This window comes from Pseudomonas sp. E141 (assembly GCF_052659885.1).
Map to the genome: position 1 here is coordinate 583,743 of NZ_CP084024.1, position 24,941 is coordinate 608,683.

General features: G+C 60.7%; 21 protein-coding genes, 4 tRNA genes and 2 pseudogenes. 13 read left to right on the plus strand and 14 right to left on the minus strand.

Translation table 11 applies throughout. The annotated features are described in order from the left end of the window. Positions 1–95: 95 nt before the first annotated feature. Complete coding sequence (locus GKKCFE_RS02520) at positions 96–1,112, minus strand: outer membrane protein assembly factor BamD (protein WP_047229874.1); 1,017 nt, start codon at positions 1,110–1,112, stop codon at positions 96–98. A gap of 151 nt (positions 1,113–1,263) precedes the next feature. On the opposite strand from GKKCFE_RS02520, the gene rluD reads away from it, so the two are divergent. The 9 genes and pseudogenes from rluD to GKKCFE_RS02565 form a co-directional block, all read left to right on the plus strand. Continuing rightward, positions 1,264–2,226 (plus strand): 23S rRNA pseudouridine(1911/1915/1917) synthase RluD, encoded by a 963-nt coding sequence (gene rluD / locus GKKCFE_RS02525; RefSeq protein ID WP_047229873.1) that lies wholly within the window; start codon positions 1,264–1,266, stop codon positions 2,224–2,226. Continuing rightward, positions 2,223–2,948, plus strand: a complete 726-nt coding sequence (pgeF, locus tag GKKCFE_RS02530) for a peptidoglycan editing factor PgeF (protein ID WP_107322956.1) — start codon at positions 2,223–2,225, stop codon at positions 2,946–2,948. Before rluD ends, pgeF begins: the two co-directional genes overlap by 4 nt. A gap of 130 nt (positions 2,949–3,078) precedes the next feature. Next, positions 3,079–5,643, plus strand: a complete 2,565-nt coding sequence (gene clpB / locus GKKCFE_RS02535; protein ID WP_047229871.1) for an ATP-dependent chaperone ClpB — start codon at positions 3,079–3,081, stop codon at positions 5,641–5,643. A gap of 316 nt (positions 5,644–5,959) precedes the next feature. After that, positions 5,960–6,035: transfer RNA gene (locus GKKCFE_RS02540), tRNA-Asn, on the plus strand. Positions 6,036–6,042: 7 nt separating this feature from the next. Next, a tRNA-Pro gene (locus GKKCFE_RS02545) sits at positions 6,043–6,119 on the plus strand. A 5-nt stretch (positions 6,120–6,124) separates the two neighbouring features. Beyond that, positions 6,125–6,200, plus strand: a tRNA-Lys gene (locus tag GKKCFE_RS02550). A gap of 94 nt (positions 6,201–6,294) precedes the next feature. Further along, a tRNA-Pro gene (locus GKKCFE_RS02555) sits at positions 6,295–6,371 on the plus strand. 144 nt (positions 6,372–6,515) lie between these two features. Further along, a pseudogene (locus GKKCFE_RS02560) lies at positions 6,516–7,238 on the plus strand (MCP four helix bundle domain-containing protein); the annotation flags it as partial. Between the two features lie 303 nt (positions 7,239–7,541). After that, positions 7,542–8,141 (plus strand): annotated as a pseudogene (locus GKKCFE_RS02565) (methyl-accepting chemotaxis protein); the annotation flags it as partial. Between the two features lie 157 nt (positions 8,142–8,298). On the opposite strand, the gene GKKCFE_RS02570 reads toward GKKCFE_RS02565, so the two are convergent. From GKKCFE_RS02570 to GKKCFE_RS02585, 4 genes are read right to left on the minus strand one after another with little or no spacing between them, the layout of a single operon-like run. Continuing rightward, positions 8,299–9,597: an NAD(P)/FAD-dependent oxidoreductase gene (locus GKKCFE_RS02570; protein ID WP_316912584.1), complete on the minus strand. Its 1,299-nt coding sequence runs from the start codon at positions 9,595–9,597 to the stop codon at positions 8,299–8,301. 60 nt (positions 9,598–9,657) lie between these two features. Further along, positions 9,658–9,831: a DUF3094 family protein gene (locus GKKCFE_RS02575; protein ID WP_076386361.1), complete on the minus strand. Its 174-nt coding sequence runs from the start codon at positions 9,829–9,831 to the stop codon at positions 9,658–9,660. Positions 9,832–9,883: 52 nt separating this feature from the next. Continuing rightward, complete coding sequence (locus GKKCFE_RS02580) at positions 9,884–10,411, minus strand: MOSC domain-containing protein (RefSeq protein WP_107322954.1); 528 nt, start codon at positions 10,409–10,411, stop codon at positions 9,884–9,886. Continuing rightward, positions 10,408–11,034: a DUF1780 domain-containing protein gene (locus GKKCFE_RS02585; RefSeq protein WP_047229866.1), complete on the minus strand. Its 627-nt coding sequence runs from the start codon at positions 11,032–11,034 to the stop codon at positions 10,408–10,410. The genes GKKCFE_RS02580 and GKKCFE_RS02585 overlap by 4 nt, the downstream gene beginning before the upstream one ends. A 145-nt stretch (positions 11,035–11,179) precedes the next feature. On the opposite strand from GKKCFE_RS02585, the gene GKKCFE_RS02590 reads away from it, so the two are divergent. Next, complete coding sequence (locus GKKCFE_RS02590) at positions 11,180–11,866, plus strand: energy-coupling factor ABC transporter permease (protein ID WP_047229865.1); 687 nt, start codon at positions 11,180–11,182, stop codon at positions 11,864–11,866. A gap of 63 nt (positions 11,867–11,929) precedes the next feature. Next, complete coding sequence (locus GKKCFE_RS02595; RefSeq protein WP_076386357.1) at positions 11,930–12,145, plus strand: hypothetical protein; 216 nt, start codon at positions 11,930–11,932, stop codon at positions 12,143–12,145. 32 nt (positions 12,146–12,177) lie between these two features. Here the strand turns inward: GKKCFE_RS02595 and yacG are convergent, their stop codons facing one another. Genes yacG through pilB form a run of 5 tightly spaced genes read right to left on the minus strand, consistent with a single transcriptional unit; the run spans position 12,178 to position 16,801 of the window. After that, the gene (yacG, locus tag GKKCFE_RS02600) at positions 12,178–12,378 is read right to left on the minus strand and encodes a DNA gyrase inhibitor YacG (protein ID WP_047229863.1); all 201 of its coding nucleotides are present in this window, start codon (positions 12,376–12,378) and stop codon (positions 12,178–12,180) included. Further along, positions 12,375–12,998: a dephospho-CoA kinase gene (coaE, locus tag GKKCFE_RS02605; RefSeq protein WP_139051186.1), complete on the minus strand. Its 624-nt coding sequence runs from the start codon at positions 12,996–12,998 to the stop codon at positions 12,375–12,377. Before coaE ends, yacG begins: the two co-directional genes overlap by 4 nt. 11 nt (positions 12,999–13,009) lie before the next feature. Further along, complete coding sequence (locus GKKCFE_RS02610) at positions 13,010–13,879, minus strand: prepilin peptidase (protein WP_047229861.1); 870 nt, start codon at positions 13,877–13,879, stop codon at positions 13,010–13,012. Between the two features lies 1 nt (position 13,880). Beyond that, positions 13,881–15,098, minus strand: coding sequence for a type II secretion system F family protein (locus tag GKKCFE_RS02615; protein ID WP_445577450.1), 1,218 nt, complete (start codon positions 15,096–15,098; stop codon positions 13,881–13,883). A gap of 2 nt (positions 15,099–15,100) precedes the next feature. Further along, on the minus strand, positions 15,101–16,801 hold the full coding sequence (gene pilB / locus GKKCFE_RS02620; protein WP_047229859.1) for a type IV-A pilus assembly ATPase PilB: 1,701 nt from the start codon (positions 16,799–16,801) through the stop codon (positions 15,101–15,103). A gap of 225 nt (positions 16,802–17,026) precedes the next feature. Here pilB and GKKCFE_RS02625 point away from each other — a divergent pair, with 225 nt between their 5' ends. Together GKKCFE_RS02625 and GKKCFE_RS02630 are read left to right on the plus strand one after the other, a co-directional pair. Continuing rightward, positions 17,027–17,473: a pilin gene (locus tag GKKCFE_RS02625; RefSeq protein WP_445577451.1), complete on the plus strand. Its 447-nt coding sequence runs from the start codon at positions 17,027–17,029 to the stop codon at positions 17,471–17,473. A 319-nt stretch (positions 17,474–17,792) separates the two neighbouring features. Next, positions 17,793–18,146, plus strand: coding sequence for a BON domain-containing protein (locus tag GKKCFE_RS02630; RefSeq protein ID WP_047229857.1), 354 nt, complete (start codon positions 17,793–17,795; stop codon positions 18,144–18,146). A 322-nt stretch (positions 18,147–18,468) separates the two neighbouring features. Here GKKCFE_RS02630 and GKKCFE_RS02635 read toward each other — a convergent pair whose 3' ends face one another. The 4 genes from GKKCFE_RS02635 to acs form a co-directional block, all read right to left on the minus strand. Continuing rightward, positions 18,469–18,765 (minus strand): DUF2845 domain-containing protein, encoded by a 297-nt coding sequence (locus GKKCFE_RS02635; protein ID WP_047229856.1) that lies wholly within the window; start codon positions 18,763–18,765, stop codon positions 18,469–18,471. Position 18,766: 1 nt separating this feature from the next. Continuing rightward, entirely contained in the window at positions 18,767–21,700 is a 2,934-nt protein-coding gene (locus GKKCFE_RS02640; RefSeq protein WP_047229855.1) for a DUF748 domain-containing protein, read from the minus strand. Between the two features lie 119 nt (positions 21,701–21,819). Further along, on the minus strand, positions 21,820–22,836 hold the full coding sequence (locus GKKCFE_RS02645; protein WP_445577452.1) for a class I SAM-dependent rRNA methyltransferase: 1,017 nt from the start codon (positions 22,834–22,836) through the stop codon (positions 21,820–21,822). Between the two features lie 134 nt (positions 22,837–22,970). Beyond that, on the minus strand, positions 22,971–24,908 hold the full coding sequence (gene acs, locus GKKCFE_RS02650; RefSeq protein WP_047229853.1) for an acetate--CoA ligase: 1,938 nt from the start codon (positions 24,906–24,908) through the stop codon (positions 22,971–22,973). Positions 24,909–24,941: the final 33 nt, after the last annotated feature.

Consider the following 24,941-nt stretch of genomic DNA (forward strand, 5'->3'; position numbering starts at 1 on the left):
GCAGTTTAGCCAAGGACAGGAACGGCGCACAGCGCTATAAAATCCAGGCACAAAAAAGGGAGACCCGCGGGCCTCCCTTTTGCTGACACCTGGCCTCAGTCGAACAGGCCGAAGGTCATGTAGCTGAACCAGGAGCGATCGCTGGATTCGCTCTCAGGCTCTTCTTCTTCGAGCACGTCGCCATTTTCGTCCTTGGGCTTGAGCTCGTTTGGAATGGCTTCCTTGGCATCCTGGAACTGGCGCTGAACGTCCTGGTTGGCGCGGGTTTCGCCCGGCGGCAGAGGTGGACGGGATTCGATCAGGCCCAGGGTCGCCTTGCTCAGCCACGAACGGTTGTCGGCCTCGTCAACTCGTGGAGTGAACTGACCATCCTCCAGGGACGGGTGATCCGGGTAGTTGAGCTTGAGGGTTTCCAGGCTGGTGGCGGCCAGGTCGTCCAGGTGCAGGCGCTGGTAGGCTTCGGTCATCACTGCCAGGCCGTCGCCCACCGAGGGGGTTTCCTGGAAGTTTTCCACCACGTAGCGGCCACGGTTGGCGGCAGCGACGTAGGCCTGACGGGTCAGGTAGTAGTCAGCCACGTGGATTTCGTAGGCGGCCAGCAGGTTGCGCAGGTAGATCATGCGCTGCTTGGCGTCCGGCGAATAACGGCTGTTGGGGAAACGGCTGGTCAGCTGGGCGAACTCGTTGTAGGAGTCGCGCGCGGCGCCCGGGTCCCGCTTGGTCATGTCCAGCGGCAGGAAGCGCGCCAGCAGGCCGACGTCCTGGTCGAAGGAGGTCAGGCCCTTGAGGTAGTAAGCGTAATCGACGTTCGGGTGCTGCGGGTGCAGACGAATGAAGCGCTCGGCGGCGGATTTCGCAGCTTCCGGCTCGGCGTTCTTGTAGTTGGCGTAGATCAGCTCCAGCTGGGCCTGATCGGCATAGCGACCAAACGGATACCGCGACTCCAGGGCCTTGAGCTTGGCCGTGGCGCTGGTATAGCTGTTGTTGTCCAGGTCGGTCTGCGCCTGTTGGTACAGTTCGACTTCGCTCAGGTTTTCGTCTACGACTTCCTTCGACGAGCAAGCAGCAGTCAATGCGAGGATGGCGATCAGCAGCAGGTGTTTCACTTGCATGGCGGCTTGCGTCCCTATGACGGCCGCTGTCTTGGGCGGGGCCGTCCTGTTATGATGAGCGCCCCGTTGAGAAGCCTCGGGGCAAAAGACGCCGTATTTAACCACAAGCGCGCAGCCGAAACCAAAGGCTGTGCCGACGCCTAGTCCGAGCATGTCCGATAAAATAGAACTTCGCGCAGAGGTGCCGTCCGAATTGGGCGGCCAACGCCTCGATCAAGTCGCCGCACAACTCTTCGCCGAGCACTCGCGCTCGCGCCTTTCCGCCTGGATCAAGGACGGCCGCCTGACTGTGGATGGGGCGGTGATCCGCCCGCGCGACATCGTCCATGGCGGCGCCATCCTCGAACTGACTGCCGAGCAGGAGGCCCAGGGAGAATGGGTCGCCCAGGACATTGCCCTGGACATCGTCTATGAAGACGACGACATCCTGGTGATCAACAAGCCTGCGGGCCTGGTGGTGCATCCGGCCGCCGGTCATGCCGATGGCACCCTGCTCAACGCCTTGTTGCACCACGTGCCGGACATCGTCAACGTGCCCCGCGCGGGCATCGTGCACCGCCTGGACAAGGACACCACCGGTCTGATGGTGGTGGCCAAGACCATTCAGGCGCAGACACAACTGGTCACACAGCTGCAAAGTCGCAGCGTCAGCCGCATTTATGAATGCATCGTGATCGGCGTGGTCACCGCCGGTGGCAAGATCAACGCCCCCATCGGCCGTCACGGCCAGCAGCGCCAGCGCATGGCCGTGATGGAAGGCGGCAAGCAGGCGGTCAGCCACTACCGTGTGCTGGAGCGTTTCCGTTCCCACACGCATGTGCGAGTCAAGCTGGAAACCGGTCGTACCCACCAGATCCGCGTGCACATGGCCCACATCAACTTCCCGTTGGTGGGCGATCCGGCCTATGGCGGACGTTTCCGCATTCCGCCGGCCGCGAGCATCACCATGGTCGAGTCGTTGAAAAACTTCCCGCGCCAGGCGCTGCATGCACGTTTCCTGGAGCTGGATCATCCGACCACCGGCAAGCGCATGAGCTGGGAATCGCCGCTGCCGGATGACTTCGTCTGGCTGCTGACGTTGCTCAAGCAGGACCGCGAGGCGTTCATCGGATGAATGACTGGCTGATACCCGACTGGCCCGCGCCGGCCTGGGTAAAGGCCTGCGTCACTACCCGTACCGGCGGCGTCAGCCTGGCTCCGTTCGACAGCCTCAACCTGGGCGACCATGTGGGCGATGAGCCCACGGCCGTCGCTGAGAACCGTCGTCGCCTCACCGATCGATTTGCCATCCGTCCGGCCTGGTTGCAGCAGGTCCACGGTATTACCGTGGTCGAGGCTGATCCGGCTCAGGTGGCCATCGCCGATGCCAGCTGGACCGCCACACCGGGTATCGCCTGCACGGCGATGACGGCGGACTGCCTGCCGGTGCTGTTCTGCAACCGTGCCGGCACCCGCGTCGCGGCAGCCCATGCCGGTTGGCGCGGGCTGGCCAACGGCGTGCTGGAAGCGACTCTCGACAGTCTCCAGGTCCCGGCCGACGAAATCCTCGCCTGGCTCGGCCCGGCCATCGGTCCGCAAGCCTTTGAAGTGGGGCCAGAGGTGCGTGAAGCGTTCATGGCGCAACTGCCTAGGGCGGCAGACGCCTTCGTGCCTGGCGACACTGCCGGCAAGTTCCTGGCCGATATTTATGCACTGGCCCGCCAACGGCTGGCGGCGCGCGGTGTCACGGCGGTCTATGGGGGCGGCCAGTGCACGGTGACCGACCCACGCTTCTTTTCCTATCGGCGCAACTCGCGTACCGGTCGCTTCGCCTCCCTGATCTGGCTCGACCGCTAGACTTCTCTGATCTGTATCAATAGCGCACTGCTTGAATCTTCCAGAATCGTCCACATCTATAGCGGTATCTGGCAGGTTTCTTCATTCAGGATGTTTTTAAGGTCCGGCCTGCTCAAAAGGAAGGTGACCCATGCGTATTGACCGTTTAACCAGTAAGTTGCAATTGGCCCTGTCCGATGCCCAGTCATTGGCTGTCGGCCTGGACCATCCCGGCATTGAGCCGGCGCATCTGATGCAAGCCATGCTCGAGCAGCAGGGCGGCTCCATCAAGCCACTGCTGATGCAGGTGGGCTTTGACGTGAGCAGCCTGCGTAAAGAGCTGGCCAAAGAGCTCGACCAGCTACCCAAGATCCAGAATCCGACAGGGGACGTGAACATGTCCCAGGATCTGGCGCGCCTGCTCAACCAGGCCGACCGCCTGGCCCAGCAGAAGGGCGATCAGTTCATCTCCAGTGAGCTGGTGCTGCTTGCCGCCATGGACGAGAACAGCAAGCTGGGCAAGCTGTTGCTCGGCCAGGGCGTGAGCAAGAAGGCCCTGGAAAATGCCATCAACAACCTGCGTGGCGGCGAAGCGGTAAACGACGCCAACCACGAGGAGTCCCGCCAGGCGCTGGACAAATACACCGTCGACCTGACCAAGCGTGCCGAGGAAGGCAAGCTTGACCCGGTGATCGGCCGTGACGACGAAATCCGCCGCACAATTCAGGTGCTGCAGCGTCGCACCAAGAACAACCCGGTGCTGATTGGTGAGCCTGGCGTGGGTAAAACCGCCATCGCCGAAGGACTGGCCCAGCGCATCATCAATGGCGAAGTGCCGGATGGCCTCAAGGGCAAGCGACTGTTGTCCCTGGATATGGGTTCGTTGATCGCCGGTGCCAAGTACCGCGGCGAGTTCGAAGAGCGGCTCAAAGCCTTGCTCAATGAATTGTCCAAGCAGGAAGGGCAGATCATTCTGTTCATCGACGAATTGCACACCATGGTCGGCGCGGGCAAGGGCGAAGGCTCGATGGACGCCGGCAACATGCTCAAGCCTGCGCTGGCCCGTGGTGAGTTGCACTGCGTTGGCGCGACAACGCTCAACGAGTACCGCCAATACATAGAGAAGGACGCGGCGCTGGAGCGGCGTTTCCAGAAAGTGCTGGTGGAAGAGCCCAGCGAAGAAGACACCATTGCCATCCTGCGTGGCCTTAAAGAACGCTATGAGGTTCACCACAAGGTGGCGATTACCGATGGCGCGATCATTGCGGCGGCCAAGCTCAGCCATCGCTACATCACCGACCGTCAGTTGCCGGACAAGGCCATTGACCTGATCGACGAAGCCGCCAGCCGCATCCGCATGGAAATCGATTCCAAACCGGAAGTGCTGGATCGTCTGGAGCGGCGCCTGATTCAACTCAAGGTCGAATCCCAGGCCTTGAAGAAAGAAAGCGACGAAGCGGCGAAGAAACGCCTGGAAAGGTTGCAGGAAGAGATCGTGCGCCACGAGCGCGAGTACTCCGATCTCGAGGAAATCTGGAATTCGGAGAAAGCCGAAGTCCAGGGCTCGGCGCAGATCCAGCAAAAGATCGAACAGTCCCGCCAGGAACTGGAAGCGGCCCGCCGTAAAGGCGACCTCAACCGCATGGCCGAGCTGCAGTATGGGGTGATCCCGGATCTGGAGCGCAGTCTGCAAATGGTCGACCAGCACGGCAAGAGCGAAAACCAGTTGCTGCGCAGCAAGGTCACCGAAGAAGAAATTGCCGAAGTGGTTTCCAAGTGGACCGGCATTCCGGTGTCGAAAATGCTCGAAGGCGAGCGCGACAAACTGCTGAAGATGGAAAGCCTGCTGCACCAGCGCGTGATCGGTCAGGAAGAAGCGGTAGTGGCGGTTTCCAACGCCGTGCGCCGGTCTCGAGCCGGGCTGTCGGACCCTAACCGTCCGAGTGGCTCGTTCATGTTCCTCGGCCCGACCGGTGTCGGTAAAACCGAGTTGTGCAAGGCGCTGGCCGAGTTTCTCTTCGACACCGAAGAGGCCATGGTGCGCATCGACATGTCCGAGTTCATGGAGAAACATTCCGTGGCGCGGCTGATCGGCGCACCACCGGGCTATGTCGGCTATGAAGAGGGCGGTTACCTGACCGAGGCTGTGCGACGCAAGCCGTACTCGGTGATCCTGCTCGATGAAGTCGAGAAGGCCCACCCGGATGTGTTCAACATTCTGCTGCAAGTGTTGGAGGATGGTCGTTTGACCGACAGCCACGGACGCACGGTGGACTTCCGCAATACCGTGATCGTGATGACCTCCAACCTGGGCTCGGCGCAGATCCAGGAACTGGTGGGTGATCGTGAGGCGCAACGCGCGGCGGTGATGGATGCAATCTCCACTCATTTCCGGCCGGAGTTCATCAACCGGGTGGACGAAGTGGTGATCTTCGAGCCGCTGGCTCGTGATCAGATCGCTGGCATCACCGAGATCCAGCTGGGACGTCTGCGCAGCCGCCTGACCGAGCGCGAGCTGAAGCTGCAATTGAGTGACGAGGCGCTGGATAAGCTGATCGCGGTGGGTTACGACCCGGTCTATGGCGCGCGGCCACTCAAACGTGCCATCCAGCGCTGGATCGAAAACCCGCTGGCACAGTTGATTCTGTCCGGGCGCTTCATGCCGGGCGAAACCGTGACCGGCACGGTGGAGAACGACGAAATCGTCTTCAACTGAAAGCCTGCGGATCGGGTGATTGGAATGGCCTCGCACTGCGAGGCCATTTTTTTCATCAGGCCGTTGAACTCAAAGGAAAAGGCTTGTAAAGTGCGCCCCGCAGTACGTCACCCCCAAGGGCCACTTCTCTGTGAGAAGCAACCCAAAATAAGTTGCAAATCATTGTCTTGAAAGCAATTTAAGGGGTTGACAGAGGTTTTTAAGATTGTAGAATAGCGCGCCTCAGACACACGAACGCAGCGATGCGAACGGGTAGAAGAGGTTGAAGCTGGCTTCAATGTTGTAGCTTCAAATAGCAGTAACTTGAAATATCAGTTCCGTGATAGCTCAGTCGGTAGAGCAAATGACTGTTAATCATTGGGTCCCAGGTTCGAGTCCTGGTCACGGAGCCATTTCAATCGGGGTATAGCGCAGTCCGGTAGCGCGCCTGCTTTGGGAGCAGGATGTCAGGAGTTCGAATCCCCTTACCCCGACCATTTTTGGGTCGTTAGCTCAGTTGGTAGAGCAGTTGGCTTTTAACCAATTGGTCGTAGGTTCGAATCCCACACGACCCACCATTTTTGAAACCAGTTCGCTGGAATCGAATCTTAAGATCAGAGGCCAAAAGCGCTGATCGAGGAAGGCGACTTGCGAAGGTCGCCTTTTTTTTACCGGGGTATAGCGCAGTCCGGTAGCGCGCCTGCTTTGGGAGCAGGATGTCAGGAGTTCGAATCCCCTTACCCCGACCATATTAAAAATCCTCGTATCGAAAGATACGGGGATTTTTTTTGCCTGCGATAAAGCAGATTGCCTTAAGTCATCGTACAACCTGCCGATAACCCACCGACAGGGGCATGGCCCCACTTCAGGCCAAAATAAAAAAGGCGCTCCCCATGGTTCTTCGTCAACTGAATATCGCCCCCCGTGCCGCGTTGGGTTTCGCTTTGATCGCCGTGCTGGTGGCGTTGCTCGGGGTGTTTGCGCTAGGACAGATGTCGAGTATCCGTGACAGTGAAGTCGCGGTAGAAACCCAGTGGTTGCCCAGTATTCGCGGCGGTGACGAGATCCGTGAATTGATGTTGCGCATCCGCACCATTTCTCTGCGCATGGCCTTGGACCAGGACCCGAAGAACATCCCGGTGTACCGTGGGCAAATGGACACCCGCGACAAAGAACTGAGCGAAAAAATCCTCAGTTACGAAAAGCTCGTCATCACGCCTGAAGGCAAGGCGCTTTATGACCAGTTCAAGCAAACCTTTGCCGCTTACCGCACGGGCATCGCCCAATCCTTCGCCCTGGCAGAGCAGGGGCGTCGGGACGAGTTGATCAAGCTGCTGCTGGTGGACATGAAGACCGTGGTGGACGGTTCCGGCAAACAGCTCAACGATCTGGCGGAACTGTTCTCCAGACAAGTCTCCATCGAGAGCCAGAAATCCCAGGAACACTACGTCAATTCCCGGATGATCGTCAGCCTGTTCATTGTGCTCGCCGCCTTGGCGACGGTGGCCCTGGCCATGCTGCTTACTCGCAGTATCGTCAAGCCTTTGGGCGAGGCGTTGAATGCCGCCGAAAACGTCGCCCGAGGTGACCTGACCCGACCGATCAAGACCCACGGCAGCGACGAAGTCAGCCGCTTACTCAAGGCGCTGGCGACCATGCAGCAGAACCTGCGTGAAACCTTGCAGGGCATCAGCGGCTCAGCTACCCAACTGGCGACCGCCGCCGATGAGCTGAACGCGGTCACGGTCGATAGCACCCACAGCCTGCAACAGCAGAATAACGAAATTGAACAGGCCGCCACCGCCGTCACCGAGATGACCACCGCCGTGGAGGAAGTCGCGCGCAATGCGGTTTCCACCTCCGATGCCACGCGTCAGTCCAGTGAGTCGGCGTCCCTTGGGCAGCAGCGGGTCAGCGACACGGTCGACGCCATCGGCGCCCTGGCCAGTGATGTGCAGGTGACTGGCGGCCTGGTGCAGTCCCTGGCCAACCAATCGCAGGATATCGGCAAGGTGCTGGACGTGATCCGGGCCATCGCCGAGCAGACCAACCTGCTGGCCCTCAACGCGGCCATCGAGGCGGCCCGGGCTGGCGAAAGCGGTCGTGGATTTGCGGTGGTGGCCGATGAGGTGCGGGCGCTGGCTTATCGCACGCAGCAATCGACCCAGGAAATCGAGCAGATGGTCCAGGGCATGCGCAGCGGCGCCACTCAGGCGCTGGATTCGATGCAGGCCAGCTCCAGTCGCGCCGCCAGCACTCTGGCAATGGCGGAGCGGGCAGGGGAGGCGCTACAGACCATCACGGCGTCGGTCAACGAGATCCACGAACGCAATCTGGTGATCGCCAGCGCCGCTGAAGAACAGGCGCAAGTGGCTCGGGAGGTGGATCGCAACCTGGTGAACATTCGGGATCTGTCGGTGCGCTCGGCCACCGGTGCGGACCAGACCAGCGCGTCCAGCCATGAGTTGTCGCAACTGGCGAATTCATTGCGCACCATGGTGCAGCGGTTTCAGGTTTGATCGATGGATGGCTCGGACAGTGATCCTGCCCGAGCTCAAGTATTGACTGGACCGCCCCCATCGCGAGCAAGCTCGCTCCCACAGGATGACCGCGATCAACTGTGGGAGCGAGCTTGCTCGCGATGACGGTGGATCATTCGATGTCAGTACGGCTGACTCAATGCAGCTTCAGCCGAGGCTCGGTCCCACGCCCGATCTTGCTGCCCAGCATCAGCATGGCCGTGCGGAACATGCCGTACAGCGCCATCTGGTGCATGCGGTACAGCGAGACATAGAACATCCGCGCCAGCCAGCCTTCGAGCATCACGCTGCCGGTGAGGTTGCCCATCAGGTTACCCACCGCCGAGAAACGCGACAGCGAGATGAGCGAGCCGTAGTCGGTGTATTTGTATTCCGGCAGTGCCTTGCCTTCGATCCGCAACTTCAAGGACTTGGCCAGCAGCGAGGCCTGCTGGTGGGCGGCCTGGGCGCGGGGTGGGACGTTGCGGTCGGTGCCAGGTTGCGGGCAGGCGGCGCAGTCGCCGAAGGCGAAGATGTTCTCGTCACGGGTGGTTTGCAGGGTCGGCAGCACTTGCAACTGGTTGATGCGATTGGTCTCCAGACCGTCGATTTCCTTGAGGAAGTCCGGGGCGCGAATCCCGGCGGCCCAGACTTTCAGGCTCGCGTCGATGACCTTGCCATCGACGGTGATCAGGCTGTCGGCTGTCACCTGGCCAACAGCGGCGTTGGTCATGACATTGACCCCAAGTTTCTCCAGGGTCTTGTGCACAGGGCCGCCGATGCGCTCCGGCAAGGCCGGCAGGACCCGCGGTCCGGCTTCGATCAGGGTGATGTGCATGTTCTCCGGTTTGATCCGGTCCAAGCCATAGGCTGCCAGCTCATGGGCGGCGTTGTGCAGCTCGGCCGCCAGTTCAACCCCCGTCGCCCCGGCGCCGACGATGGCAACGCTGATGCGTTCGACCACGTCGGTTTGCCCGGCATGGGCGCGCAGATAATGGTTGAGCAGTTGCTGATGGAAACGCTCGGCCTGTTTGCGCGTGTCGAGGAACAGGCAATGCTGCGCCGCGCCTTCGGTGCCGAAGTCATTGGTGGTGCTGCCGACGGCGATCACCAGAGTGTCGTAACCCAGCTCCCGGGCGGGCAATAGTTCCAGGCCCGCCTCGTCATAGGTGGCGGCCAGCTGGATGCTCTTGCGCTCGCGATCCAGACCGCTCATGCGCCCCAGTTGGAACCCGAAATGGTTCCATTTTGCCTGGGCGACGTAGTTGAGTTCGTCTTCGGAGGAGTTCAGGGAACCGGCAGCCACTTCGTGCAACAGCGGTTTCCAGATATGGGTCAGGTTCGCGTCGACCAGCATCACACTGGCCGTGCCGCGCTTGCCCAGAGTCTTACCCAGACGGGTAGCCAACTCCAGACCGCCGGCGCCGCCGCCAACGATGACAATACGATGAGTCATGGGGATATCTCGCAAGGCTAAAGGAAATCGGTGCCGTTACCCGCGCGAGCATCAAGCGGCTCATAGCGTCAGGTAACTGATCAGTCGGCTCAACAGGCCCAGGCCGATGGTGATGGCCAGTACCACCACCAGAAGCATCCACGGCCGGAAAGGCCGGCGCTCGACTCGGTGCTGGGACAGTTGCAGGTACTCTTCGACATGCTTCTGGTCTTCCGGGTTCAGGCGGCTGGTCATAAAGGCCTCGGCAGGTAGACGTTGCGAAAGGTATAGACGCTACAGCGTCTGGCTATCCGGCATTGAAAGCAGCGTAGCCGCTCGCCGGAACAGGTTCGACACTCAAGCTGTCGTCCAGGCGAATGATTCCACTTTTTAACACCCGTGCGGTGATTCCGCCATGGCCGCGCACGGCCTGGAACGTCCCTTCGCCGAGGTTGCGCTCCAGTCGCGCGCACGGCTGGCACCAGCCGGTGGTTTCGAAGATGGCCTGGCCGATGCGAAAGCGCCGGCCCTTGAGGCTGAACAGATTGATACCGCTGACCACCAGGTTGCGTCGCAGCTCTTGCGGCAACACCGGCTGATCCACCGGGCGGCCCATCAGTGAACCGATCACGGCCAGGTGTTCCCACTGAATCAAGGTGACTTGCCGGGCATTGCGCACGCCGGGACGGGCATGATCGCCCGTCAGGCCGGCCTCCAGGCGTGCCTCCACGGCGTCGAGTTCAATCATGGGTGCATGGCCCTGGGGTCGCACGCCTATCCAGCGTACGCGGCCTTGCTGGGGCACGGCGGCAATCAGTTCCTGCAACGGGCTCACAGGCTGATCCCGACATCGAACACGATGCTGCGCCCCAGATTGCTGCGCAGGAAATCCGGCGCATCGGGATGGGCGAACAGCACCCGGGCAAACGTCGGCCCCACCAGCGACAGCGAGCGCCAACCCTGGCGCAGGTATTCGGTCGGCGGCGGGAAATGGCTGTTGAGGTCCAGCACCTCGCGCTTGAGGCTGGCGAAGGCGATGATGTCCAGCTCCCCCAGATCCATGCCGCGTTCGGTGTAGTTGTGGGCTTTCTTGCGCAGGGTCGGGGCCAGGCGCAGCAGGAATTCATTGGCCGGGATGCGTCGGGGCTTGGCTTCGCGGCGCACCAGTTGGCTCAGGGAGAAAGCGCTACGGCGGCGCTGCAGCTCGTCGCGCCATTCGTCATTGAGGCGACGGCCTTCGTCGAGGACAAAAAACACCTCGAAGTTGGCATCGCGAAACAATACGTCCGGCGGCTCTCCCGCAGGGGCGAACTCATCAGCGCGATAGGGCACGTTCAGCCCTTGCAGCAGACGCTGGCAGACCCAACGCTCACGCTCCCATTTGCGGGCATTGGACAGAAAAGCGTTGGCTTGCTCGGCCGCGATGGTCAGCAGGCGTAAATAATCGGAATCATCCATGAGCCCAAGCTTAGCGTTCAATTGCGACAAGCTGGAAGCGTTGCATTGATTTATGGCCGGTTAAGGGTGGGGTGTAGACTGCTGGCTTGAATCCTGAGGTGATCATGGAGTCTTTGATGCAAGGACAAGCCAGAGGAGTAGCGCCATGATCGGTGCCGAACTGCTGTCTGCGCAGACGTTGACGGTCGGCTGGCTGATTTATGTGCCGGTGCTGGCCTGGGCCGTAGCACGGGCGCCATGGGTGGAGCTGTTCACCGACAGCCGTCGCCAGCACTTGCTGTTCGGCACGGTCCTGGCCGTGTTCATGTTGTGGCTGGTGCGACGGGATTTCGATACCGGCGTCTCGTATCACTTCATCGGCATGACCGCCGTGACACTGCTGCTGGACTGGCCGCTGGCGATTCTCGGCGGCCTTTGCGCCCAGCTTGCCCTGGTGCTGCTGGGACGCCAGGACATGGCGGCGGTGGGTATCAACGGTGCGTTGCTGATTTTGCTGCCGGTGCTGGTCACCGAGTGCTGCGCGATCCTGGTGGAACGCGCCCAACCGCGCAATCTGTTCGTGTACATCTTCTGTTCGGGATTTCTCGCCGCCGCGCTTTCGGCGTTGTTGTGCCTGCTGGTGGGGCTTGGCCTGCTGTGGTACGACGGAGTGTTCGCCATGCCTTACTGGCTGGAAGATTTCATCGGCTACCTTTGGCTGATCATCTTTCCCGAGGCGTTTATCAACGGCATGGTGGTCAGTGCGTTGGTGGTTTTCAGCCCCGAATGGCTGGAGACCTTCAACCGTACGCGCTATCTGTCGGCCCCCTGGAAGGATGACGACAAGCCTTGATTCACATCAAGGCTGAGCAGCCGGGTGCGCTTCATGCTCTGGAAAAATTCCAGGAGCACAACCATGAGTGTTTATGAGTGGGCGAGACAAGAGATCAGGCGCAGCCAGGACGCGGCAGTGGAAATCGGCTTCGACCCGGGCCTTAGCCTGCGGGCCTTGCTCAGTGCGATCGTGCAGCAGAGCAAGGCGGTGCGCAGTGCTGAAGACCTGGCCGATGAACTGAGTTTCCTGGCGGAGAATCTCGACGATGAACAGGACTACGGTTTCATGCGGCCTTAAAGCGACAACGCGGTGAGGAAACTCATGGCTCCCTAGTGGCGAGGCTCGAACTCTTCGCTGAACAGGTCGTCCTCGGCATCGGGGCTGACCGGGATCTTGTGTTCTTCCGACGCCCAGGCGCCCAGGTCGATCAGTTTGCAGCGGTCGGAGCAGAAGGGCCGGAAGGTGTTTTCCGGGCTCCATTCCACAGGGGCGCCACAGGTTGGGCAATCAACGGTTGGGGTTTGGCTCATGACTGGCCTCCACGCAAAGTAAGGTAAAAGTGATGCAGGCGCTCGACCTCGCTGTGCAGCCAGGCGAGGTCGCGGTCATTGACCACCACGTCGTCGGCATGGCTCAAGCGATCCTGACGGCTGGACTGGGCCTTGAGGATCGCCTGGACCTGTTGCTCGCTGGTCTTGTCGCGCTGCAAGGTGCGTTCGATCTGTAGTTGTTCCGGTACATCGATCACCAGGATCCGCTGGGTCATGGCGTACTGGCCGGACTCGATCAACAGCGGCGACACCAGAATCGCATAGGGTGATTGTGCCTGGGCCAGATGATGAGCGATTTCCTCGGCGATCAACGGATGCAGCAGCGCCTCGAGCCAGCGGCGTTGCTCGGCATTTTCGAAAATCAGTTGGCGCAGGGCCGCTCGGTCCAGTGTGCCGTCGGCCTGCAATACGCCGGGGCCAAAATGTTCGGCGATCTTGGCCAGCGCCGGGCGTCCGGGTTCGACCACCCAGCGCGCCGCGTGATCGGCGTCGACGACGTGCACGCCCAGGTCGATAAAGTGCTGGGCCGCCGCGCTTTTGCCGCTGCCGATACCGCCAGTCAGGCCGAGAATCCAGGGTTTTTCTGCGGGGCTATTCATTAAAGTCGACATTAGGAACCGACAGACTGCCAATAGAAGTCGGTTATTTGACCACCCCAGAGCAAGGCAATCCAGCCGGCAATGGCCAGATAGGGCCCAAAGGGGATTTGCGTCGATGTCGGAGCATCACGCAGGCGCAGCACAATGACCCCTATAACGGCGCCCACCAGCGATGACAACAGCAACGTCAGCGGCAGGATCTGCCAGCCACCCCAGGCGCCCAGCATCGCCAGCAGCTTGAAATCCCCGTAGCCCATGCCTTCCTTGCCAGTGATCAATTTGAACACCCAGAACACCGACCACAGCGCCAGATAGCCGGCCACGGCGCCCCACATCGCCTGATTCAAGGGGACGAACAACCCGAAGCTGTTGACGATCAAGCCCAGCCACAACAACGGCAGCACCAGGGTGTCGGGCAACAATTGGTGCTCGGCATCGATCAGGCTCATGCCCAGCAGGCCCCAGGTCAGCACCATCACCATTGCGGCCTGCCAGCCAAAGCCGAAATACCAGGCGACGAACGCCGACAGGATGCCGCAGGCCAGTTCGGTCAGGGGATAGCGCCGGCCGATGGGCGCGGCACAACTGGAGCAACGACCGCGCAATGCCAGGTAACTCAATAGCGGAATGTTTTCCCAGGCCCGGATGCGGTGGCCGCAGTGCGGGCACTGGGAATGCGGCAGCATCAGGTTGTAGACCGGGCCAGGGGCTTCGGCGGGCAGGCCCAGCAAGTCATGGGCTTGCAGCCGCCATTCGCGCGAGAGCATCTTGGGCAGGCGCCACACCAGGACGTTGAGGAAACTGCCGATGATCAGTCCGAGCAACAACGCGGCGAGCACAAAGGCCAGGGGATACAGCGCGAAAAACTCAGTCAGGGGCATGTCAGATCGCAGAGCCGAGTTGAAAGATGGGCAGGTACATGGCAACCACCAGGCCGCCGACGACCACCCCCAGGACCACCATGATGAACGGTTCCATCAGGCTGGTGAGATTGTCCACCAGATTGTCCACCTCGGCTTCATAAAAGCTCGCCACTTTGTCGAGCATGTCGTCCAGCGCGCCGGACTCCTCGCCGATGGCGGTCATCTGGATCGCCATGTTCGGGAATATGCCTGAAGCACGCATGGAAAAATTCAACTGCATGCCGGTCGAGACATCCTGCCGGATGCGTTGTACCGCGCGTTTGAACACCACGTTACCGGTGGCGCCTGATACCGAGTCCAGGGCTTCCACCAGCGGCACGCCGGCCGCGAATGTCGTGGACAGGGTCCGGGCGTAGCGGGCCACGGCGGATTTGTACATCAGGGTGCCGATCAGCGGCAGTTTGAGCAGCCATTTATCGCGCCAGTCACGCAAGCCCTGGGAGCGCTTGAGTGCATGTTTGACACCGAAGAACGCCGCCACCGCGCCGCCCAGCAGCATCCACCACCACTGCTGCATGAACTCCGACAGGCCGATGACCATCACCGTGAAGGCCGGCAGTTGGGCGCCGAACCCGGAGAATACCGATTCGAACTGCGGCACCACCTTGACCAGCAGAATACCCGTGACCACGGCGGCGACGAGCACCACGGCCGCGGGGTAGGTCATGGCTTTCTTGATCTTGGCCTTGAGGGCTTCGCTTTTTTCCTTGTAGGTCGCGACGCGCTCCAGCAGCGTATCCAGGGCGCCGGCCTGTTCACCGGCGTCCACCAGGTTGCAGTACAGTTCGTCGAAGTATTGCGGGCTCTTGCGCAACGACGCGGCGAAGCTGTTGCCGGCGGCGACTTCCTGTTTCACCTCGTCCACCAGCTTGCGCATGTTGGCGTTGTCGAAGCCTTCGCCAATGATGTCGAACGCCTGCAACAAGGGCACGCCGGCCTTGAGCATGGTCGCCATCTGACGAGTGAACAGGGCGATATCCAATGGCTTGATACGCTTGCCCTTGCTGAATATCGAGGTGGACTTCTTGCGAACCTTGCCTGGGTTGATGCCTTGTTTGCGCAACTGGGCCTTGACCAGGGCCGGGCTCTGCCCAGTCAGTTCGCCGGTCATTTTCGTGCCTTTGCGGTCTTTGCCTTCCCACGTGAAAACGTCGGTTTTTATTGCCTTGACCGCCATGTTCAATCCTTGGTGACCCGGTTGATTTCTTCGAGGCTGGTGATGCCTTGCATCACTTTGAGCAGTCCCGAGGCGCGCAGGTCATTAAAACCGTCCTTGCGCATTTGCAGGTCGATTTCCAACGAGTTGCCCTCGGCCATGATCAGCCGTTGCAGCTCGGGCGTATTCCTGACCACTTCGTAAACCCCCACGCGCCCCTTGTAGCCGTTGTTGCACTGTTCGCAACCGACCGGCTCATAGATCGTGAACGAGCCGATGCGTTCCCGCGGAAAGCCTTCCTTGAGCAGGGTTTCTTCGGGAATCTCGATGGCCCTTTTGCAATGTGGGCACAGCTTGCGCGCCAGTCGCTGGGCGATGATCAGGTGGACCGCCGTGGCGATGTTGAAGCCGGGAATGCCCATGTTGTGCAGGCGGATCAGGGTTTCGGCGGCGCTGTTGGTGTGCAGGGTGGAGAGCACCATGTGTCCGGTCTGGGCGGCCTTGATGGCGATTTCGGCGGTTTCCAGGTCGCGGATCTCGCCCACCATGATCACGTCCGGGTCCTGGCGCAGGAACGAGCGCAGGGCCTGGGCGAAATCCAGACCCTGGCGCGGATTCACGTTGACCTGGTTGATGCCTTCCATGTTGATTTCCACCGGATCCTCAGCGGTGGAAATATTGATGTCCACAGTGTTGAGGATATTCAGCCCGGTATAGAGCGACACGGTTTTGCCAGAGCCGGTGGGCCCGGTCACCAGGATCAACCCTTGTGGTTGTTTGAGCGCCGCCATGTACAGCTCTTTCTGGTCCGGCTCGTAGCCCAGGGCATCGATACCCATCTGCGCGCTGGAGGGGTCGAGGATCCGGATCACCACTTTTTCACCCCAGAGCGTCGGCAGGGTGTTGACCCGGAAGTCGATGGACTTGTTTTTCGACAGGCGCATTTTCAGGCGCCCGTCCTGGGGTTTGCGCCGCTCGGAAATATCAAGGCTGGCCATGACCTTCAGGCGCGCGGCGATGCGGGTGGCCAACTGGATCGGCGGGCGGGCCACCTCTCGCAGCATGCCGTCGGTACGCACCCGCACCCGATAGATTTTTTCATAGGGTTCAAAGTGCAGGTCGGAGGAGCCGCCCTTGATCGCGTCCAGCAGCATCTTGTTGACGAACCGCACCACCGGCGCATCGTCGGTGTCCTGGCCGGCGATGGAGTCTTGCTTGTGATCATCGATCGACTCGATGTCCAGGCCGTCGAGGTCGACATCGCCCATGCCTTCCAGGCCGGTGCTGGTGGATTCGAAAAACTTTTCGATGGCGTCGCTGAGCTTGTCGTCCTCCACCAGGATGGCTTCGGTGGTCAGGCCGGTGCTGAACTGAATGTCATTGATGGCCTGGTGGTTGGTGGGGTCGGAGATGCCCACGAACAGCTTGTTGCCACGCCGCCACAGCGGCAGGGCGTGATGCTGGCGCACCAGTTTTTCGCTGACAAGGCCGGTGGGTTGGGTTTCCTTGTCCAGGCTGTTGAGGTCCAGCAGGGCCACGCCGAAATGCTCCGAGGCAATTTCCGCCACCTGGCGACTCTGGACCAGTTTGTTCTGCACCAGGTAACTGACCAGGGGCATGCGACTGCTTTGGGCTTGTTGGTACGCCTGCTGCGCACTTTGCTCGGTGATCAGTTCGGCCAGCACCAATTGCTTGGCCAGACCGCTTAAGGCGATGTCATTCATGGGAATCCCGGACGCGGACAGTTCATGACTTATAGCCTAGTCAAGCATCCAGACCAAACCAGCGGGGCGCAGTGACAAAAAACGTCAGATAGTGCGCTTGTTGGGGTAGGACATAGGGACGCGGCGGGTCGAAGTCCCTTGCCAGCGGGCGCGACAGGGTTGGCACATGCCATGCAATGGCCTCCTCAGGTCATGAGACTCCACCTCATGCTTTGGAGATTATCTATGAATAAGCAAAACGGTTTTACCTTGATCGAGTTGCTGATCGTTGTAGCGATCATCGGCATCCTGGCGACGTTTGCGTTGCCGCAGTATTCCAAGTATCAAGCGCGGGCGAAGGCTACGGCGGGGCTGGCGGAAGCGTCCGCGTTGAAGGTGCCGTTCGAGGACACTATGAACCAGGGTACCAACCCAACCTTAGACCTTATCGGGGGAACTGCCTCTACCAGCAACTGCACGATGAGCGCCTCTGGCACTGCTTCCGCTGGAACAGGCTCCATCGCGTGTGTCCTTCGTAATGCGCCTGCTCCAGTGGCTGGTCAAACAATCACCTTAAGTCGGTCTGCGACGGGCGTCTGGACATGCGGTTCCACGGCTGCTCAGGAGTTCCTGCCTGCCGGGTGCACTGGTGGTGCTGCTGCGGCTACTGGAGGTACGCCTACTGGAGGTTAATGAGTTCGAACCTGATTTGTCTGGGCTGCGTGGCGGCCCTTTTTTTAGAGGTTGGGCGCTCAGCGGGAATAATCTCGGGCCTTAGAGAAAACCCTTCGTAATTCATAAGCTTAGAAAAGAGTCCAAAACCCGCAAGTTGCATGTCCAGAATCGCCTCTTCATGCATTTTGCATGATTGCGAAAACCTCCGCTTCGCTTAACCGCTTGATTTAAAACGAATTAATTACTTCGTGAAAACTGGCACAGCCTTCGCACTACTCCTGATAACCCTGCCGGGAAACACCTCCGGCAGTTTTTGAGAAAAACAGGAGTTACTCGTATGAAGAAGTTCGCTATCACTGCCGCAGCTGCCACCGCCCTGACTCTGACCATGGCTAGCGCTTTCGCCGAGACCACTCAAGCAACTCAGGCTCCGATGATGCTGGCTGCTGGTGAAGTGACAGAAGCCAAAGAAGATGTTTCTGATACCTGGATCACCACCAAGGTCAAAGCCGATCTGGTCACTGAAAAAGGCATCCCAGGTTCCGATATCAAGGTAGAAACCAATAAAGGCGTAGTGTCGCTGTCGTCGACTACTGTTCTGACCGACGCGCAAAAAGACACCGCCGTGGCGATTACCAAGAAAATCAAAGGCGTCCGAGACGTTTCGGCTGACGGCCTGAAATCCGAGTAAGACTCAAGGCTTCTCGCCTGGACCGGGAGAAGGCACGGCAAGCGGGCTGAGACATACGTTTGCCGTTGCTTTGGAGTTCATGCGAAGGCCACACGGAAGTGGCCATTACAGGCCCCCGGCATTCGTGCCGGGGGCCTGTTCTATTGCGCAATGGAAAAGTATTCAGGGACCCATCTGGGAAATCGACTGGCCGATTTCGCGAGCAGGCTCGCTCCCACAGTGGACGAGCTTCTTCGGCAAGATGCGTTCGAATGTGGGAGGGAGCCTGCTTGCGATTGGCGGCGGCACATCCCACGCCATCTCAACTGAATGACAGAACCGCTCAGCGCCCCCGCTTGCTGGTGATCTGCACCAACCGATTCCCCTCGAAACGCAGGTACTGGTACATGCCACTGTTGGGGCCGTAGGTCCATTCTTCCACCGGGTATTCTTCCCGGCGATTGACGCTGCGTTTGTAGCCCAGGTCATCCCGCGCCGCGGGTTGCCCGCATTTTTGCAGGACTTCGCTGGAGCGGTCACCGACGCTGATCAACTGGCTGCCACAGCGCAATGTATCGGCTGCCGACGTCTGGCCGCTGGCGAGCAGCAAGATCAGGCTAAGCCCGTACAGACGTTTCATCTTATTCGGCATCCAGATGCATGGGGGTGATCACGCGCCCGTCGCTTTCGGCCTGACCGAGGCTGGCGTCGATGAAATACACACGGTCATCGGCCAATTGCCCTTTGTCCACCAGGAAATCCTTGATGCTGCTGGCGCGCTCCTGTCCCAGCTGGCGCAACAGCACTTCGTTGCCACTCCAGAACGAGATCACGCCTTCGCGCAGTTTTTCCGTGCGGGCCTTTTTATCCAGTTGCGTCCATTCGACCGGTGGCTGGGTCTTGAGACGGGTGCGATAGATGCCTTCGAGCAGCGGTGCCTTTTCATCCTCGGGCACCTCCAGCAGCGAGGCCTTGGCAGGGACTTTGTCGCCTCTGCGCTGCAGCATCTTGTAGTAGTTGTACTGGTATTCGCGTTCCAGACGCTGGGCGGCGAGCAGCGGACCGTCGCTGCTTTGGGCGGCGGTGCCTTCGATCTCCAGGCGCAACTCCGGACGTTTACCGAGGGCTTCGGACAACTTGAGCAGCGTGCCTTCGTTGTCCGGGTTCAGTTCGCTTGAGCCCGGGGCGAATGACACGCTGCCCAAGTCTTGCGAGGCACCCCCGGCCACCAGCCCACCGATGAGTTTGAATGGCGCCTGGGCCGCCCGTACCACCAGGTTGCGCAGGGTTTGCCAGACAATTGGCATCACGCTGAATTGCGGGTCATTGAGGTCGCCGGAAACCGGCAGCTCGATGGAAATCCTGCCTTCGGAATCCTTCAGCAGCGCGACGGCCAGCTTGAGCGGCAGGCTCACGGCGTCCGGGCTGTCGACCTTTTCCCCCAACTGCAGTTGCTCGACCACCACTTTGTTGTCGGCCAGCAACTTGCCTTTGGTGATCCGGTAGTGCAGGTCGAGGTTGAGTCGGCCCTTGCGGATGCGATAGCCGGCGAATTTGCCGGAATAGGGTGTCAGGGTCGTCAGTTCGACCCGTTTGAAACTGGTGGCGATGTCGAGGCTGGCCATCGGGTCGAAGGGGTTGAGCGCCCCTTTGATGGTGACAGGCGCGTAGCGGTCGACCTTGCCGTTGATGTCCACGGTGGCCGGCTTGGCCTGGCGGCTGTCGATGGTGCCGATCTGGCCGTTGAGCTGCTGGATGGCCGTGGCGAAGTTCGGCGTCAGGCTGAAGTCGGCGAAGTTGGCCGAGCCATCGTTGATGGCAATGCCGCCGACGTGGATGCCCAGCGGTTTCTCCTGGGATGCCGGTTTTGCCGGGCTGTTGTTCGTACCACTGTCGGCCGGTTGCGGGATCAGCAGGTCATCGACGTTGGTGGTGCGGTCTGGGTTGATCATGAATCGCGCGTAAGGCTGGTACAGGTTGACCTTGTCGATCGACAAGCTGTCGCCGTGCTGATAGTTGAGCCCTTCGAGCACCAACTGTTTCCACTTGATGAAGTCCCGGGTCCTGAGGGTATCGAGGGTGTGCAGTTGATCGACCTGGGCGCGACCGGTGACGGCGAATGCCAGCGGCTCGGTGCTCTTGAGGTCCACCGCCAGGTCGCTGCCGAGCATCCCGGAGCGCAGTTCCAGGCGAATGAACGGGTTGATGTAGGCCTGGGCGACCCGCAGGTCGATGTCCTGGGTCTTGACCTTGAGCCGGGCGGTGATCGGGTTCAGGTTGACCTCGCCGTCAGCCAGGATCTTGCCCTGTTTGCCTATCCCGGTATCCAGCTTGAGGGTAAAGGGTGAGCCGTTGAGGGTGTCGTAGTTCTGCAGGTCGAGGTTCAGCGGGCCGACCTCCAGGGCCACCGCCGGCTGCGCCTGACGGTCGGCCAGGTGCACCTGGTAATTGCGCAGTTGCACGTCCTTCAACAGCACCTGCCAGGGCTTGCTCGGTGCCTGGGGGGCAGGCTCGGGCGAATCGGCGGCTGCCGGGGCCGACGCCGGTTCGACCTTGACCTGCGGTTTGGCCGGCTGACTGGCGAAGAGTTTTTGCCAGTCCAGTTGCCCATCCGCCTCGCGCGCGGCCCAGGTTTCCAGCTTCTGGCTGCGGATCTTGCCGACGATGACTTGTTGCTTGGCCAGGTCGACGGTTGTATCACTCACATCCAGGCGTTCGAGCTTCGCCAATGGACGGCCATCCGGCGCCTTGATGGAGAAGGGGGCCACGCTGACGGCCACGTTGTTGAGCAGCAGTTCGGTGCCCTTGGCCAGGTTGAGCTTGTAGTCGGTACTCAGGTTCAGCACGCCGTTTTCCAGCACCAGCGGTACCGCGTCGCGTACGTAGGGCCACCAGACTTTCATCTGGCCGTCGGTGACTTTGATCTTGCCCTCGGAGGCGATCGGCGTGAGGCTGAAGTTGCCGGTCCAGTCGACCCGACCGCCTTGAGGGCTGACGGCCACCAGGGTCATGTCGGCGTTGTCGTCGGGCAGTGTGCTGAGGTTCTTGAGCTCGAAATCAAGGGTGTCGTACAGAAACTCGATGGGCTCGCTGGGACGCAGGTCCTGAAAATGCAGGTAACCGCCGGCCAGTTTGATCCGGTCGATTCGCAGGGGAAACGGCTTGGCGTCGGGGTCGGCCGGGGTGGGTTCGCTGGCCGGCAGCTTGAACAGGCCCAACAGGTTCAACTGACCGTCCTTGGCGAACATGATCTCGGTCTTGGGCTTGTCCAGCTCGATATCGGTCAGGTGCAGGGCGCCGGACCAGAGGCTGTCGAGCTGCAGGTTGGTGTACAGCCGTTCGAAGGCGACCTGCTCCTTGCCCGGTTCGCCGACATTCAGGCCCCAAAGCGTGACTTCGAGGCTGAAGGGATTGAGCTCGATACGCTGAATCTGGGCTGGCACCGTTGCATGGTCGGCCAGTTGTTGATTGGCGATCCGCAAGGCGACACCGGGTAATATCAGAAAACCCAGCAGGCTGTAGAGGGCCAGTACGGTCAACAGGGCGCCGAAAGCGCGAATCAATCCTTTGGGCATGTGCGGCTTCATCTGGTGTGAATTCGGAGTGCCTTGGAGTATGGCATGCGTTTACGGTTCCGAAGCCACTGTGATTTATCAGATTTGTCCGTTTTCGGCGTAGGAGTTGAACCGCTGGTTCAGAGCTGAAGGATCAACGTCTTGAGTGGCGGCTGCTGGTCCAGCGAGGGGAAATCGCTGCCGGGTGTCAGTATTTTCCATTCGCGCACCGGGCGGCCGGCCTTTTCCGCGCAGCGCAGCACCTGCTCGCGCCAGTCGTCCATGGAGACTTTTGCCAGGTTGTTGCAGCAGATCAGCACGCCATTTTCAGCGGTGGTGAGCAGCGCCGGCTTGAGCAGGCTCTGGTAATCGCGCAAGAGGTCGACAGTGCCGAACGCGCTCTTGGCCCAGGCGGGCGGGTCGAGCAGCACCAGGTCGTATTGGCGTTGCTCCAGGCGCACATAACCTGGCAGCTTCTGCCCGCGTCGCTGACTGATGGGCAGGCCGGCCAGTTGGCGGATGGCCGGGAAGTAATCCGATTGCACGAAATCCATGGGCGGCAGATCAGGGTTGAGCAAACCGTTCTCGCGCCCCACCGCCAGGTTGCCTTCGGCAAAGTCCAGGTTGCACACCTCGCGCGCGCCACCGGCCGCGGCGCTCAGGCCGACGCCGCAGGTGTAGGCGAACAGGTTCAGCACGCTTTTGTGACGGCTGTGTTCCTTGACCCAGCCCCGGGCGTTGCGCAGGTCGAGAAACAGCAATGGATCCTGCCCGGCATGGCGCCCGCGCACGCGGTAGTTCAGACCCCATTCACGGCCGACAAGGTCTTGCAGGGCGGTTTCGTCAGCCTGGTAAACGGTGTCCTGGCGGTCGACGCGCGAATTGCCCCGGGCGCGATCGTTGTAGACCAGCAGGGTGTCCAGGCCCAGGCACTCGTTGACGATACCGTGCAATTGCAGCAAGGCATCGCGTTCCAGTGACTGATGGAAACTTTGCACCAGCAATTGCGGGCCGTAGCGGTCGACCGTCAGGCCAGGGGCGCCTTCCTGGCTGCCATGGAACAAGCGATAGCAATCGGTGCCTTGCTGGTGCAATTGGCCGAGCAGGTCCTGACGCTGATCGAGGGCGGCGCGCAGCGCCTGATTCAAGGAAGACATGCCGGGCGCGCCTTAAGGAAATGAGGCGCGGGAGTTTAGCAGTTTCTGTGGCGAGGGGATTTGTGGGAGCAAGCTGTGCTCCCACAGTCCAGCGACGCAAGGACTCGATGCCTCAGGGGAACCGAGTCATTCGCTCAGCGATTAAGGCGCTTGTCGATCAGCCCCTCCACCACGCTTGGATCGGCCAGGGTCGAGGTATCACCGAGGCTGTCGAGCTCGTTGCAGGCAATCTTGCGCAGGATGCGCCGCATGATCTTGCCCGAGCGGGTCTTGGGCAGTGCCGGCGCCCACTGGATCAGTTCCGGTTTGGCGAAGCTGCCGATCTCCTTGCTGACGTGGTCCAGCAATTCCTTTTTCAACGCGTCGTTGGCCTCGATTCCGTCCATCGGCGTGACGAAAGCGTAGATGCCCTGGCCTTTGAGGTCGTGGGGGTAACCGACCACTGCCGCTTCGGCGATGTTGTCGTGCAGCACCAAGGCACTTTCTATTTCGGCAGTGCCGATGCGGTGACCGGAGACGTTGATCACATCGTCGATGCGCCCGGTGATCCAGTAATCGCCATCTTCGTCTCGACGGGCGCCGTCGCCGGTGAAGTAATAGCCGGGGTAGGGCTTGAAGTAGGTGTCGACCATGCGGGAGTGGTCGCCATAAACGCTGCGAATCTGCCCCGGCCAGCTCGCCTTGATCGCCAGCACACCGCTGCCTGCGCCATGGATTTCCTTGCCGGTTTCATCCAGCAACACCGGTTGCACGCCAAACATCGGTCGGGTGGCGCAGCCCGGCTTGAGCCGCGGCGCACTCACCAGCGGGCTGAGCATGATGCCGCCGGTCTCGGTCTGCCACCAGGTGTCGACAATCGGGCAGCGCTGTTCGCCGACCACGTTGAAGTACCATTCCCACGCTTCCGGGTTGATCGGCTCACCGACGCTGCCGAGCAATCGCAGGCTTTTGCGCGACGTTTCCTGCAACGGTCCGGCACCTTCGCGCATCAGCGCTCGCAGGGCCGTCGGCGCGGTGTAGAAAATATTGACTTGATGTTTGTCGATCACCTGCCAGAAGCGCGAACTGCTGGGGTAGCTCGGTACGCCTTCGAAGATCAGCGTGGTGGCGCCGTTGGCCAGCGGGCCGTAGACGATGTAACTGTGACCGGTGACCCAACCGACGTCGGCGGTGCACCAGAACACTTCGTTGTCGCGGTAATCGAGCACGTACTTGAACGTCATCGCCGCTTGCAGCAGATAACCACCTGTGGTGTGCAGTACGCCCTTGGGCTTGCCGGTGCTGCCGGAGGTGTAGAGGATGAACAGCGGGTCCTCGGCGTCCATCGGTTCCGGCGGGCAATCGTCGCTCATGTCGTGCATGGCCTGGTGGTACCACAGGTCGCGGCCTTCGACCCAGGCCACTTCGCCCTGGGTGCGCTCGACCACCAGCACGGTGCTGACGTTCGGGCAACTTTCCAGGGCCTTATCGACGTTGCGTTTGAGCGGTATGAATCGTCCGCCGCGCACGCCTTCGTCGGCTGTGATCACGGTGCGGCAATCGGCGTCGAGAATCCGGTCGCGCAGCGAGTCCGGTGAAAAACCGCCGAACACCACCGAATGCACCGCGCCAATCCGTGTGCAGGCAAGCATGGCGTAGGCCGCCTCAGGGATCATCGGCATGTAGATGCAGACCCGATCGCCTTTCTTCACGCCGCGGCTTTTCAGCACGTTGGCTAGGCGGCAAACATGGTGATGAAGTTTTTTGTAGGTGATTTCTGCCGATTCGGCGGGGTTGTCGCCTTCCCAGATGATCGCCGTCTGGTCGCCACGTGTCTCCAGGTGGCGGTCGATGCAGTTGGCGCTGACGTTCAGCTTGCCCCCGGCGAACCAGGTGGCGTCGCCGATCTTGAGGTCATAGCGCTGGACGGTTTGCCAAGGCGTCATCCAGTCGAGAAAGCGCGTGGCCTGCTCGCCCCAGAAAGCGCTGGGATGTTCGATGGATTCTTTGTAGAGCCGCGTGTACTCGTCCTGACTCAGTTGCGCAGCCCGGCGGACGGCATCGGCTTGGGGGTACTGGCTGATATCGAACATGACGGTTCCTTATTCTTGTTTTTGCGACAAGTC

What these genes read in the sequence shown, in the direction of transcription:
- GKKCFE_RS02520 (WP_047229874.1), bottom strand. Translation starts at nt 1,112, where the DNA reads ATGCAAGTGAAACACCTGCTGCTGATCGCCATCCTCGCATTGACTGCT.
- rluD (WP_047229873.1), top strand. Translation starts at nt 1,264, where the DNA reads ATGTCCGATAAAATAGAACTTCGCGCAGAGGTGCCGTCCGAATTGGGC.
- pgeF (WP_107322956.1), top strand. Translation starts at nt 2,223, where the DNA reads ATGAATGACTGGCTGATACCCGACTGGCCCGCGCCGGCCTGGGTAAAG.
- clpB (WP_047229871.1), top strand. Translation starts at nt 3,079, where the DNA reads ATGCGTATTGACCGTTTAACCAGTAAGTTGCAATTGGCCCTGTCCGAT.
- GKKCFE_RS02570 (WP_316912584.1), bottom strand. Translation starts at nt 9,597, where the DNA reads ATGACTCATCGTATTGTCATCGTTGGCGGCGGCGCCGGCGGTCTGGAG.
- GKKCFE_RS02575 (WP_076386361.1), bottom strand. Translation starts at nt 9,831, where the DNA reads ATGACCAGCCGCCTGAACCCGGAAGACCAGAAGCATGTCGAAGAGTAC.
- GKKCFE_RS02585 (WP_047229866.1), bottom strand. Translation starts at nt 11,034, where the DNA reads ATGGATGATTCCGATTATTTACGCCTGCTGACCATCGCGGCCGAGCAA.
- GKKCFE_RS02590 (WP_047229865.1), top strand. Translation starts at nt 11,180, where the DNA reads ATGATCGGTGCCGAACTGCTGTCTGCGCAGACGTTGACGGTCGGCTGG.
- GKKCFE_RS02595 (WP_076386357.1), top strand. Translation starts at nt 11,930, where the DNA reads ATGAGTGTTTATGAGTGGGCGAGACAAGAGATCAGGCGCAGCCAGGAC.
- yacG (WP_047229863.1), bottom strand. Translation starts at nt 12,378, where the DNA reads ATGAGCCAAACCCCAACCGTTGATTGCCCAACCTGTGGCGCCCCTGTG.
- coaE (WP_139051186.1), bottom strand. Translation starts at nt 12,998, where the DNA reads ATGAATAGCCCCGCAGAAAAACCCTGGATTCTCGGCCTGACTGGCGGT.
- GKKCFE_RS02610 (WP_047229861.1), bottom strand. Translation starts at nt 13,879, where the DNA reads ATGCCCCTGACTGAGTTTTTCGCGCTGTATCCCCTGGCCTTTGTGCTC.
- GKKCFE_RS02615 (WP_445577450.1), bottom strand. Translation starts at nt 15,098, where the DNA reads ATGGCGGTCAAGGCAATAAAAACCGACGTTTTCACGTGGGAAGGCAAA.
- pilB (WP_047229859.1), bottom strand. Translation starts at nt 16,801, where the DNA reads ATGAATGACATCGCCTTAAGCGGTCTGGCCAAGCAATTGGTGCTGGCC.
- GKKCFE_RS02625 (WP_445577451.1), top strand. Translation starts at nt 17,027, where the DNA reads ATGAATAAGCAAAACGGTTTTACCTTGATCGAGTTGCTGATCGTTGTA.
- GKKCFE_RS02630 (WP_047229857.1), top strand. Translation starts at nt 17,793, where the DNA reads ATGAAGAAGTTCGCTATCACTGCCGCAGCTGCCACCGCCCTGACTCTG.
- GKKCFE_RS02635 (WP_047229856.1), bottom strand. Translation starts at nt 18,765, where the DNA reads ATGAAACGTCTGTACGGGCTTAGCCTGATCTTGCTGCTCGCCAGCGGC.
- GKKCFE_RS02640 (WP_047229855.1), bottom strand. Translation starts at nt 21,700, where the DNA reads ATGCCCAAAGGATTGATTCGCGCTTTCGGCGCCCTGTTGACCGTACTG.
- GKKCFE_RS02645 (WP_445577452.1), bottom strand. Translation starts at nt 22,836, where the DNA reads ATGTCTTCCTTGAATCAGGCGCTGCGCGCCGCCCTCGATCAGCGTCAG.
- acs (WP_047229853.1), bottom strand. Translation starts at nt 24,908, where the DNA reads ATGTTCGATATCAGCCAGTACCCCCAAGCCGATGCCGTCCGCCGGGCT.